13 protein-coding genes are annotated in these 11,348 nt (G+C 71.1%); 4 read left to right on the top strand and 9 right to left on the bottom strand.

Features of this window, described 5'->3' with window-relative positions; translation table 11 throughout:
- Window positions 1-24: 24 nt before the first annotated feature.
- Genes KBO27_RS21720 through pyrR form a run of 4 tightly spaced genes read right to left on the bottom strand, consistent with a single transcriptional unit; the run spans window position 25 to window position 3,363 of the window.
- On the bottom strand, window positions 25-546 hold the full coding sequence (locus KBO27_RS21720; protein WP_210971711.1) for a PH-like domain-containing protein: 522 nt from the start codon (window positions 544-546) through the stop codon (window positions 25-27).
- On the bottom strand, window positions 546-1,844 hold the full coding sequence (locus KBO27_RS21725; RefSeq protein WP_210971712.1) for a dihydroorotase: 1,299 nt from the start codon (window positions 1,842-1,844) through the stop codon (window positions 546-548). Before KBO27_RS21725 ends, KBO27_RS21720 begins: the two co-directional genes overlap by 1 nt.
- Window positions 1,841-2,773: an aspartate carbamoyltransferase catalytic subunit gene (locus KBO27_RS21730; RefSeq protein ID WP_210971713.1), complete on the bottom strand. Its 933-nt coding sequence runs from the start codon at window positions 2,771-2,773 to the stop codon at window positions 1,841-1,843. The genes KBO27_RS21725 and KBO27_RS21730 overlap by 4 nt, the downstream gene beginning before the upstream one ends.
- Window positions 2,773-3,363: a bifunctional pyr operon transcriptional regulator/uracil phosphoribosyltransferase PyrR gene (pyrR, locus tag KBO27_RS21735; protein WP_210971714.1), complete on the bottom strand. Its 591-nt coding sequence runs from the start codon at window positions 3,361-3,363 to the stop codon at window positions 2,773-2,775. Before pyrR ends, KBO27_RS21730 begins: the two co-directional genes overlap by 1 nt.
- A 288-nt stretch (window positions 3,364-3,651) precedes the next feature.
- Between pyrR and bldD the strand changes: the two genes are divergently transcribed.
- Complete coding sequence (bldD, locus tag KBO27_RS21740) at window positions 3,652-4,140, top strand: transcriptional regulator BldD (protein WP_010311046.1); 489 nt, start codon at window positions 3,652-3,654, stop codon at window positions 4,138-4,140.
- A 311-nt stretch (window positions 4,141-4,451) separates the two neighbouring features.
- Here bldD and nusB read toward each other — a convergent pair whose 3' ends face one another.
- From nusB to KBO27_RS21755, 3 genes are all read right to left on the bottom strand, one after another.
- Window positions 4,452-4,904, bottom strand: a complete 453-nt coding sequence (gene nusB / locus KBO27_RS21745) for a transcription antitermination factor NusB (RefSeq protein WP_210971715.1) — start codon at window positions 4,902-4,904, stop codon at window positions 4,452-4,454.
- Entirely contained in the window at window positions 4,901-5,467 is a 567-nt protein-coding gene (gene efp, locus KBO27_RS21750) for an elongation factor P (RefSeq protein WP_132677585.1), read from the bottom strand. The genes nusB and efp overlap by 4 nt, the downstream gene beginning before the upstream one ends.
- A gap of 83 nt (window positions 5,468-5,550) precedes the next feature.
- The gene (locus KBO27_RS21755) at window positions 5,551-6,660 is read right to left on the bottom strand and encodes a M24 family metallopeptidase (RefSeq protein WP_210971716.1); all 1,110 of its coding nucleotides are present in this window, start codon (window positions 6,658-6,660) and stop codon (window positions 5,551-5,553) included.
- A gap of 180 nt (window positions 6,661-6,840) precedes the next feature.
- Between KBO27_RS21755 and KBO27_RS21760 the strand changes: the two genes are divergently transcribed.
- The gene (locus KBO27_RS21760; RefSeq protein ID WP_210971717.1) at window positions 6,841-7,359 is read left to right on the top strand and encodes a methylated-DNA--[protein]-cysteine S-methyltransferase; all 519 of its coding nucleotides are present in this window, start codon (window positions 6,841-6,843) and stop codon (window positions 7,357-7,359) included.
- Here KBO27_RS21760 and KBO27_RS21765 read toward each other — a convergent pair.
- Together KBO27_RS21765 and KBO27_RS21770 are read right to left on the bottom strand one after the other, a co-directional pair.
- A complete protein-coding gene (locus KBO27_RS21765) occupies window positions 7,303-7,998 on the bottom strand; it encodes a spermidine synthase (protein WP_210971718.1) in 696 nt (231 codons plus the stop codon). The genes KBO27_RS21760 and KBO27_RS21765 overlap by 57 nt on opposite strands.
- Window positions 7,999-8,209: 211 nt before the next feature.
- Window positions 8,210-9,508 carry an MFS transporter gene (locus tag KBO27_RS21770; protein ID WP_246537696.1) on the bottom strand — a complete coding sequence of 433 codons (1,299 nt, stop codon included), beginning with the start codon at window positions 9,506-9,508 and terminating at the stop codon, window positions 8,210-8,212.
- Between the two features lie 71 nt (window positions 9,509-9,579).
- Here KBO27_RS21770 and KBO27_RS21775 point away from each other — a divergent pair, with 71 nt between their 5' ends.
- Together KBO27_RS21775 and KBO27_RS21780 are read left to right on the top strand one after the other, a co-directional pair.
- Window positions 9,580-10,527 carry a GlxA family transcriptional regulator gene (locus tag KBO27_RS21775; protein ID WP_210971719.1) on the top strand — a complete coding sequence of 316 codons (948 nt, stop codon included), beginning with the start codon at window positions 9,580-9,582 and terminating at the stop codon, window positions 10,525-10,527.
- A gap of 110 nt (window positions 10,528-10,637) precedes the next feature.
- Complete coding sequence (locus KBO27_RS21780) at window positions 10,638-11,294, top strand: DUF4232 domain-containing protein (RefSeq protein ID WP_210971720.1); 657 nt, start codon at window positions 10,638-10,640, stop codon at window positions 11,292-11,294.
- The last annotated feature ends 54 nt before the right edge of the window (window positions 11,295-11,348 follow it).

The following is an 11,348-nucleotide window of genomic DNA, read 5'->3' on the forward strand; positions in this document are numbered from 1 at the left end:
GATGAACGTCGGCGAGAACGTCGTTCATCCGTCCTCCGACTCGTTCGAAGTCGTGCGAGCGGGCAGCGATCGGATCGCCTCGACCCACTCGGTCTGCGCTTGCTTGTCGTCGCCGCGGAATCCGGTGTCCAGCAGCTGATCGCCGAGACGCCAGGTCACCACCACCAGACCGGCACCGGGCACGACCTTGTTGGCCAGCTTGTGGTCCAGCCGGGCGTCCACCACGGACTCGGCCGGGACCCACACCGCCGAAGCGCCGTCGCGCTCGATCAGCAGGCCGCTGGTGTGCAGGTGCGCGGTCCCGTTGGCGCGGTGCCCGATGTCGCCGACCGCGATGCGGTCCTGCCAGTCATCGGCGCTGGTCGTGCCGATGTACATGCCGGTGGCGGGGGTCAGGGTCTCGGCGCCGGGGTCGGCCGGCCGCTCCGGGAAGGGAGGCAGCTCGGCCGCCTGTCGTCGGGCTCGGGCCAGCCAGCCGCGCCGCATCCCGAAGAACACCAGCGCCGCCAGCGCGGCGAGCGCGAGCACCCACAGCAAGCGTTCCATCAGCGCCTCACCTTGCCTTCGTGCGCGGTCACCGAACCGCGCAGCAGCGTCGCGACGACCCGACCGGGCAGCCGCATTCCCTCGAAGGGCGAGTTCTGCCCCAGGCTGGCCAGCTCGGCGGCGCGCACCGTCCACTCCGCGTCCGGGTCGACCAGCGCGAGGTTGGCGGGTTCGCCGACGGCGATCGGCCGTCCCTGCCCGGTCAGACCGGCGATCTCGGCGGGACGCTCGGAGAGCACCCGCGCGACACCGCGCCAGTCCAGCAGGCCCGAGCGCACCATCGTCCGAGTCACGATGCCCAGCGCGGTCTGCAGTCCGAGCATTCCCGGCTTGGCCGCGGACCACTCGCAGTCCTTGTCCTGGGCGGCGTGCGGGGCGTGGTCGGTGGCCACGCAGTCCACGGTCCCGTCGGCCAGCGCCCGGCGGAGCGCCAGGGCGTCGTCGTCGGTGCGCAGCGGCGGGTTGACCTTGTTGACCGGGTCGTAGGTCTCCAGCCGCTCGTCGGTGAGCAGCAGGTGGTGCGGCGTCACCTCGGCCGACACGGTGCCGTCGGTCTCGCGGCCCTTGAAGAACCGCAGCAGCTCGGCGGTGCCGGCGGTCGAGACGTGGCAGACGTGCAGGGTTCCGCCGGTGTGCGCGGCCAGCAGGCAGTCGCGCGCCACGATGGACTCCTCCGCCGGAGCGGGCCAGCCCGCCAGGCCCAGCCGGGCCGCGTTCGGGCCCTCGTGCGCCTGCGCGCCGACCGTCAGCCGCGGCTCCTCGGCGTGCTGGGCGACCAGCCCGCCGAACGAGCGGGTGTACTCCAGCGCGCGGCGCATGAGCAGCGGGTCGTGCACGCACTTGCCGTCGTCGGAGAAGACCCGCACCTCGGCGGCCGAGTGCCGCATGGTGCCCAGCTCGGCGAGCTTCTCCCCCGCAAGGCCGACGGTCACCGCGCCCACCGGGTGCACGTCGACCAGGCCGACCTCGCGGCCCCGGCGCCACACGTGCTCGACGATCACGGCGTTGTCGGCGACCGGGTCGGTGTTGGCCATGGCGAACACGGCGGTGTAGCCGCCCAGCGCGGCGGCCATCGAGCCGGTCTCGATCGTCTCGGCGTCCTCGCGGCCGGGTTCGCGCAGGTGGGTGTGCAGGTCCACGAAGCCCGGCAGCACGACCGCGCCGCCGCCCTGCACGATCTCGTCGGCGTCGGCGCTGATGTCCGCGCCGATCTCGGCGATCGTGGTGCCCTCGACGAGCACGTCGACCGGCTCGCCCTCCCCGTACGGGCGGACATCCTTCAGCAGTACGCGGCTCATGCGGTGAGCTCCTCTCCGGCCAGCAGGTGGTAGAGCACCGCCATCCGCACGTGCACGCCGTTGCCGACCTGCTGGGTGATGGCGGCGCGCGGCGAATCGGCCACCGCCGGCGCGATCTCCATGCCGCGCAGCATCGGGCCCGGGTGGAGCACGACCGCGTGCTCGGGCAGCTTCGCCAGCCGCTTCTCGTTGAGCCCGTAGGCGATCGAGTACTCGCGGGCCGACGGGAAGAACCCGCCGTGCATCCGCTCGGCCTGCACCCGCAGGAGCATGACCGCGTCCAGCTTGGGCAGTTCCGGGTCGAGGTCGTGGCGGACCTCGGCGCCCCAGTGCTCGATGCCGGTGGGCACCAGCGTCGGCGGCGCGATGAGCGTCACCTCGGCTCCCAGCGTCCGCAGCAGATGCACGTTCGACCGCGCGACGCGGCTGTGCAGCAGGTCGCCCACGATGCCGATGCGGCGCCCTGAGACGTCCCCCAGGCGCTCCCGCAGGGTCGCCGCGTCCAACAGGGCCTGGGTGGGGTGCTCGTGCATCCCATCGCCCGCGTTGACGACCTGGGTGCCGTCGGCCTCCAGCCAGCCGGCGAGCCGGTGGGCGGCGCCGGAGGCGGGGTGCCGGATGATCACGCAGTCCGCGCCGGCCGCCGCCAGCGTCAGCGCGGTGTCCCGGAGGGACTCGCCCTTGCCGACCGACGAGCTGCTGGCCGACACGTTGATCACGTCGGCGCTCATCCACTTCCCGGCGACCTCGAAGGACACCCGGGTCCGGGTGGAGTTCTCGTAGAACAGCGTCACCACGGTGCGCCCGCGCAACGTGGGGAGCTTCTTCACCTCGCGCCCCAGCAGCGTCTGCTTGAGCGTGTCGGCGGTGTCGAGAACGGCGGTCGCGTCAGCGGCGGCCAGGCCCTCGGTGGACAGCAGGTGGCGCATCACACCTCCTCCTGTTCCTTGTGGATCACCACGCGGTCCTCGCCGTCCGTTTCGGACAGCTGCACCGCCACGTCCTCGCTGCGGGAGGTCGGGATGTTCTTGCCCACGTAGTCCGCGCGGATCGGCAGTTCCCGGTGACCCCGGTCCACCAGCACGGCCAGCTGGACCGAGCGGGGACGGCCCTGGTCGCGCAGAGCGTCGAGGGCGGCGCGCACGGTGCGGCCGGAGAAGAGCACGTCGTCGACGAGCACGACCAGCTTGTGGTCGATGCCACCCGGCGGCAGGTTGGTGGGCTCCAGCGGCCGGTTGGGCTGGGAGCGCAGGTCGTCGCGGAAGAGCGTGATGTCCAGGGTGCCGACGGGAACCGTCACGCCGCTGAACTCGCTGATCTTCTCCGCCAACCGCCTGGCCAGCGGCGTTCCCCTGGTGGGAACGCCCAGCAGCACCACGGAACCGTCGCCGGTGTCCAGCGCGGTCTTCTCGATGATCTGGTACGCGATGCGGGCTATCGTGCGCGCAACGTCACCGGCCGAGAGCAACTCCCGCTGCCCTGCCGGTTCCGCCGCGCTCGCCTGATGGCGAGACGCCACGGTGCGACCTCCTTCTCCGCCTCACGGGACGGGTCCTTAAAGGATGGTGTGTGAGCTGCCCCGCAATCCGGGTTCGTGATGAACCTGCGCATCACCGGGCTGCCCCGTACGCTATCAGCGACAACGGGTCAATCGACCGGGTGGTGTGTTGGCGCTCGCCACATCGGCACCGAAGACCAACTTGACCTGGTGACGCTCGCGAGCGAACATTACTCTCCGTATCGATCTGAGCTTTGCTCCCCGGTCGCCGTTATCGGCTGACGGGGCGAACGAACGGAGAAACGCCACATGGGCGACTACGCCAAGGCGCTGGGCAGCAAACTCCGCGCTATCCGCCAGCAGCAGGGTCTGTCGCTGCACGGCGTCGAGCAGAAGTCTGGCGGACGGTGGAAGGCCGTGGTCGTCGGGTCCTACGAGCGAGGCGACCGCGCGGTGACCGTGCAGAAGCTGGCCGAACTCGCCGATTTCTACGGCGTGCCGGTCGCGGAGCTGCTGCCCGAGGGCCGCGTGCCTTCTGGAGCCGAACCGGCCACGAAGGTCGTGATCAACCTCGAGCGCCTGCAACAACTGCCTGCCGAGAAAGTGGGTCCGCTGGCCCGTTACGCGGCCACGATCCAGAGCCAGCGCGGTGACTACAACGGCAAGGTGCTGTCCATCCGCACCGAAGACCTGCGGTCCCTGGCGATCATCTACGACATGACGCCGGGCGAGCTCACCGAGCAGCTCATCGACTGGGGTGTGCTTCCCCCGGAGGCGCGCCCTGCCCGCGAGGAGTGACACAACACCGATAGGCGGACCGGGGCACCCAGCGGCGACGCCGCGACGGGTGCCCCTGGGCTTTCAGGGGCCCTCACCCGTTCGGTCGCCGGTGCAGCCCCCAGCGCTCGCACAGGGCAACGACCGCACACCGCCGTTCGGGTGAGAACCCCCACGAACCGAAGAGGGGCACCTGCCGCACGGCAGGTGCCCCTCTTCGGTGTTCTGCGAGCGGCAGTAGCCGCCTCTTCAAGTGCGGGACTCAGCTCGCACCGCTGGGTCGTCCCCTTGGGCGAGATTTCTCAGCCCTAAGCGACCCCGAGAGCAGAAGATCAGTCGACCGGGGTTTCCTCTTTGGGCAGGGCTTTGCGGAGCCTGTCGCGAATCCCCGCCAGGCGTCCCAGGACGCCGTTGACGAAGCGCGGGGAGTCGTCGGTGGACAGCGACCTGGCCAGCTCCACCGCCTCGTCCACGGCCACCACCGGCGGCACGTCGCCCTTCGGGCACCACAGCAGCTCGTAGAGGCCCAGCCGCAGCACGGCGCGGTCGACGACCGGCATCCGCGAGAGCGTCCAGCCCTCGATGTGCTGGGTGAGCAGCTCGTCGATCCGCTCCCGGTTCTCGTTCACGCCTTCGACGAGGGTGATCGTGTAGTCCGGGACCGGGGCCGTGTCGGGCGCGCCGATCCGGTCCGACATGAGCGTGACGGCATCGGTCTCGCGCAGGTCGGCCTCGTAGAGGAAATCGACCGCGCGCTTACGGGCCTTGCTGCGCGAGCCGCTCATTTGGAGTTGACGCGGCTGAGGTACCGGCCGTCGCGCGGGTCGACCTTGACCTTGTCACCGGTGTTCAGGAACAGCGGGACCTGGACCTCGGCACCGGTCTCCAGCGTCGCCGGCTTGGTGCCACCGGTCGAGCGGTCGCCCTGCACGCCCGGGTCGGTGTGCTCGACGAGGAGCTCCACGGAGGCGGGCAGCTCGACGTACAGCGGAGCGTCCTCGTGCCGGGCGACGACGACCTGGCTGTTCTCCAGCATGAACTTCGCGGCGTCACCGACGACGTCAGGCGTGACGTTGACCTGCTCGAAGGTCTCCGGCTCCATGAAGACGTAGTCGTTGCCGTCGTAGTACAGGTAGGTCATCTCGCGGCGGTCGACGTTGGCGGTGTCGACCTTCACGCCGGCGTTGAAGGTCTTGTCGACGACCTTGCCGGAGAGCACGTTCTTGAGGGTGGTGCGGACGAAGGCGCCGCCCTTGCCGGGCTTGACGTGCTGGAAGTTGACGACGGACCACAGCTGGCCGTCGAGGTTGAGCACCAGTCCGTTCTTCAGGTCGTTCGTGGAAGCCACGTGGGGGTTCTCCTGTGGTGATGGCTTGGTGTTGCGCCGGGCCGCGACGGGGTGCCGGCGAAATTCGGCGCACTCGTCGTGCGTCAGACTTCGACGAGCTCTTTGGTCGTCAGGGTGAGGAGCTCCGGTGTGCCGGGCCGCACGACCAGCGTGTCCTCGATGCGGACCCCGCCCCGCCCGGCCAGATAGACGCCAGGCTCGACGGTGACCGCCATCCTCTCGGCGATTCTACCGTCCCCGCGCTGCGACAACGTGGGCGCCTCGTGGATCTCCAGCCCCACGCCGTGTCCCAAGCCGTGCAGGAACTGCTCCCCGTACCCCGCGTCGGCGATCACCTGGCGGGCCGCGGAGTCGACGTCGCGGACCTCGGTGTCGATCTTCACGGCCGCCCGTCCGGCGGCCTGCGAGGCGCGAACGAGCTCGTAGATCTCGCGCTGCCAGTCGGCGGCCTTGCCCAGCACGACCGTGCGGGTCATGTCCGAGTGGTAGCCGTCGACCAGCGCGCCGAAGTCCATCTTGACGAAGTCGCCGTCGGCCAGCACCGCGTCGGTGGGCCGGTGGTGCGGGACCGCGGAGTTCGGGCCCGCGGCGATGATCGTCTCGAACGACGGGCCGGCGGCGCCGTTGTCCAGCATCCGGGCTTCCAGCTCGCGGGCGACCTCCAGCTCGGTGCGGCCCGCGCGGAGTCCGCCGTGCTCGATGAGGTCGGCCAGCGCGCGGTCGGCGGCGGCGCAGGCCATCCGCAGCGCCTCGATCTCGGTGGAGTCCTTGATCAGCCGCAGCTGCTCGACGATGCCCGGGGCCCGGACCAGCTCGGACTTGCCCGCGGCGTCGTCGAGCGCGTCGCGGTTATCCACGGTCACGTGCTGGGACTCGAAGCCGACCCGCCGGTAGTCGGCGGCCTCCTCGCCGAGGCGGTGGGCGATGGTCAGGTCGCTCGCCCGGTCGATGACGCGTTCCAGGTCCGCGACCTGCTCCTCGGCCTGCGTCAGGTAGCGGCCGTCGGTGCAGAACACCGTGCGGTCCTCGCCGCCGGGACCGTCGGCGGCGTGCACCACCAGCGCGGCGTTGGAACCGGTGAAGCCGGTCAGGTAGCGGATGTTGAGCAGGTCGGTCACCAGCAGGGCGTCCAGGTCCCGCTCCCGCAGTCGGCTGCGGAGCGCGTCTCGTCGATGGGCGTGCGTTTCGGACATGTTTCGGAGCCTAACTCGCAGGGCACGGGATTGGCCTTCGTCGGACGACCGTTTGCTGAAAGCCGCCAGGACCTTGCGCCCCGCACCCGCTCCGTGCAACTCGGGGGCGCGGAAATCCGCAGGTGAGCGGATCTTTGCGAGCGCGGCCGGGGTGTCGGTGGCGGGCGCTACGCTGAGCCGGTGGAGCTGACGTGGAGCGCCGTGTCGGGACCGGTCGGGGACATCACCGTGGTGGCCTCCGAGACCGGTGTGCGGCACGTCGCCTTCGCCGGTCCCGACGTCGCGCTCGCCGAGTTCGGCTCGGCCGTGCCCGGCGGTCTCGCGGACGAGGCGGCGGCGCAGCTCGGCGAGTACTTCTCCGGCGAGCGCCGGGAGTTCCGGCTCGCGATCGACTGGACCGACCTCGACGGGCTGCGCGCGCACGTCCTGCGGACGCTGCAGGAGCTGGTGCCCTTCGGCGAGACCGTCAGCTACAAGGGCCTCGCGGAGCTCTCCGGCCGACCGGAGGCGTCCCGCGCGGTCGGGTCGATCATGGGCTCCAACCCGGTGCCGCTCATCGTGCCGTGCCACCGGGTGCTGGCCTCCGGCGGCGGGCTCGGCGGATTCGGCCCCGGCCTGGAGGCGAAGCGGAAACTGCTGGTGCTAGAGGGAGTTCTGGAGCCCAGCCTGCTCGAACTCGACCTGGTGCGAGACGAATAGGTGGTAGGTCGTCTCGCGCTGCCCGAGGGTGACCGGGATGACCAGTTCGGTGCAGTCGCCGAAGACGTCCCGCATCGCGCCGAGCAGTTCGGGCGAGGCGTCGGCCGACCACACCGCCAGCGTGCCGCCGGGGGCGAGCTTGTCCTTGCAGCGCCGGAGGAAACCCGGTCCGTAGAGGGCCGAGTTCTCCTCGTAGACCAGGAAGTCCGGGCCGTTGTCGACGTCGAGCAGCAGCACGTCGCACACCCCGTCGGGCTGCTCGCCCAGAACGGCGGCGATGTCGCCGACGCTGATGCGCACCCGCTCGTCGGCCAGCGCGTCCGCGGTGTCCGGGACCAGCCCGTCGCGGTGCCAGGCGACGAGGTCGGGTTCGATCTCCACCACGTGCGCCTCGCGCACGCGCTCGTCGGCCAGCACCTCGCGCAGGGTGAACCCGAGGCCGAGCCCGCCGATGAGCACCCGGAGCCCGCCGGAGCGCGCGAGGTGGCCGAGGGTGGCGGTGGCCAGCATGCGTTCGGTCCCGGTGTGCGCGGTGTCCATCACGAACACGCCGTTGACCCGCAGTTCCAGCGCGTCGTCGCGGCGCATCAGCACGAGCTCACCGCGCTCGCCGACCGCACGGGCGAGAAGCTCAGACATGACCCCGGAGATTACCCCGCCGTTCCCACCGCGCGACGACAACTGGCAATTTCGCAGGTCAGCCGATCTGAAACGATTCTCACCCGGCTGAGGCGGTGAACCCGCTGGTCACGCGGCCGGAAACCAGCTCGCTGCGCCACCCGGCCCACACCCCGCTGATCCCTCCGGCCTATTTTCCGATCTTGGGAGCGCTCTGAAGAATGGGCGTGCCTCAGGCGCCCGTCCGGGCCGGATTCGCGCCCCGGTCCGCGGCGGGTCGCCTGGGGGCGTTTCTCCGGATCGATACGGAGAAGGCCGTCGCCAGCAGGCAGAGCAATCCCGATCCGTACCAGGCCAGCGCGTAGTCGCCGAAGTGGTCGCGGATCAGCCCGGCCCCGCCGGCGACGGCCGCCGCACCCACCTGGTGCGAGGCGAACACCCAGCCGAACACCACCGAGGCCTTCGGCCCGAAGTGCTCGCGGCACAGCGCCATCGTCGGCGGCACCGTGGCGACCCAGTCCAGGCCGTAGAAGACGACGAACATCACCATCTCCGCCCCCGGCGTCGGGGCGAACAGCTGCGGCAGCACGAACAGCGAAGCGCCGCGCAGCGTGTAGTAGACGGCCAGCAGCACGCGCGGGTTGATCTTGTCGGTGAGGTAGCCCGACGCCACGGTGCCGAGCACGTCGAAGACCCCGATGAGCGCGAGCAGCCCGGCGGCCATCGTGGTGGGCATGCCGTGGTCGTGCGCTGCGGGCACGAAGTGGGTGTTGACCAATCCGTTGGTGCTGGCCCCGCAGATCGCGAAACCGCCTGCCAGCAGCCAGAAGGCGGGCGTGCGGGCCGCCTCGGCGAGCGTCCTGACGGCGATCACCGCGGGATTTCCCCTCTCCTGCGAGGGTTCCGGCTCATCACCGGTGGCCCCGTAGGCGGAAACCCCGAGATCGCGCGGGTGTTCGCGCATCACGAGCCAGACGATGACGGCGACCAGCAGCGCGGCGGTGGTGATGGTCAGCGAGGCCGCGCGCCAGCCCCGGCTCTCCACCAGCATCGCCTCCACCGGCAGGAAGACCAGCTGCCCGGTCGCGCTGCCGGCCGTGAGCACGCCGCTGACCAGGCCGCGCCGGGCCACGAACCAGCGGTCGACCACCGTGGACACGAACGCCAGCGCCATCGAGCCGGTACCCAGCCCCACCAGCAGGCCCCAGCACAGGATCAGCTGCCACGGCTCGGTCATGAACACCGTCAGACCGCTGCCCACCCCCACGAGCAGCAGCGCCGAGGTGGTGACGCGCCGGACGCCGAAGCGCACCATCAGCGCCGCGGCGAACGGCGCGGTAAGCCCGAACAGCAGCAGGTTCAGCGACACCGCCGCCGAGATCAGCCCGTGCGGCCAGCCGAACTCCCGGTGCAGCGGATCCATCAGCACCCCGGGCGCCGACCGGAAGGCGGCGGCCCCCACCAGGGCGATGAACGCGACGACGGCGATCGACCAGGCGGGGTGCACCCGCGCGGGCAGCATGCGAACCATGCTGACCAGCGTGATCGAGCGCTGGAGGCCGAACCAGTGGCCGGAGGGACACAATGTGGGAAGATTCGGCCATGAGGCCGCATCGGATCGCCGTGCTCGGCGTGGAGACCGTCGTCGGGTTCGACCTTGCGATACCGCCGCAGATCTTCGCGGGCGCCACCGGGCCGGACGGACCGCTCTACGAGGTGCGCGTGTGCAGCATCGACGGCGGGCCGCTGGCCACGAACAGGGGCTTCACGGTCCTGCCCGAGTGCGGCACCGACGCGCTGCGCGAGCCGGACACCGTCATCGTGCCCGGCGTCGACACCGAGACCTTCACCGAGGACCCCAAGGTCACCGACTACCTGCGGAACCTGCCCGCGGGCACCCGGATCATGTCGATCTGCACCGGCGCGTTCGTGCTCGCCGCCGCGGGCCTGCTCGACGGCCGCCCGGCGACCACGCACTGGGCGCACGCCGACCGGTTCCGCGAGATGTTCCCGCACGTCGAGCTGCGCCCGGACGTGCTGTTCGTCGACGACGGCGACCTGCTGACCTCCGCTGGGGTGGCCGCCGGGATCGACCTGTGCCTGCACGTCATCCGCAACGACCACGGCAGCGAGATCGCCAACCGGGCGGCGAGGCGCAACGTCGTCCCGCCCTGGCGCGACGGCGGGCAATCGCAGTTCATCGAACGCCCGCTGCCCTCCCCCGGCGCCACCGGCACCGCACCCACCCGCGAATGGCTGCTGCACCGGCTCGCCGAACCGCTGACGCTGGAGGCGATCGCCGCGCACGCGGGCATGAGCGTGCGGACCTTCACCCGGCGGTTCCGCGAGGAGACCGGCACCTCGCCGCTGGACTGGCTGCTGGGACAGCGCATCGAGCACGCGCGGCACCTGCTGGAGCACACCGACCTGCCGATCGAGGAGGTCGCGGTCGCCTCCGGGCTCAACACCGCCACCTCGCTGCGCAAGCACCTGCGCGCGCGGCTGGGCATCGGTCCGGCCGCCTACCGCCGGACCTTCCACCAGGACTGAGAACTGTTGAGCAGCGGGACCTGAGCGCCTCCTCCACTCACGAGTCGAGCAACCTCCCCGACCGATGCGCGTCTTCTCCAGTGAGCGATCGGTACGGAGAGGCGGAGAACATGACTCGCAAGAGGATCATCCTGGCGGCCACCGCCGCACTGCTCACCGTCGGTCTCAGCGCCTGCGACGAGGACGGTGCGACGTCGTCCAGCAGGCTCGTCGGCGGCTCCTCGCCGGAGCCGCCGACGCACTCCGAGGCGACCGGCAGCACCCCGGCCGCCGAGGTGCCACCACCCGCCGAGACCACGACCTCGAAGACCGAGGCCGACCCGGCACCGCAGACGCGGCTGTGCGAGGTGGGGGACCTCGCGGTGACGGTCGAGTACGTCGACGCGGGCGCGGGAACCGCGCACCACGCGCTGCGGTTCACCAACTCCGGCAGCTCCACCTGCGAGATCCAGGGCTTCGCCGGGGTGTCCTACGTCGGCGGCGACGACGGTCACCAGATCGGCCGGCCCGCGCACCGCGAGGGCGGCAAGGGCCCGGCCATCACGCTGCAACCCGGCGGGCAGGCGTGGGCGCCGCTGGCGGCCCCGCGCACGGAGAACTACGACTCGGCCACCTGCCGCCCGGAGGAAGCCCGCGGCCTGCGCATCTACCCGCCGCAGGAGTACGACTCGATGTTCGTCCCCCTGACCGGGACGGCCTGCGCCAACCCGGACCTCCCGGGCGAGCAGCTCAAGGTGAAGACCCTCCAACCGGGCTCACCCTCCTGAGCACCCCCGTCACAATTTCGCGCGAAATTCGAGCCCGGCTCTGGGGATTCGAAT

The sequence above is a fragment of the Saccharopolyspora endophytica genome (assembly GCF_018070075.1).
Lineage (GTDB): Bacteria > Actinomycetota > Actinomycetes > Mycobacteriales > Pseudonocardiaceae > Saccharopolyspora > Saccharopolyspora endophytica.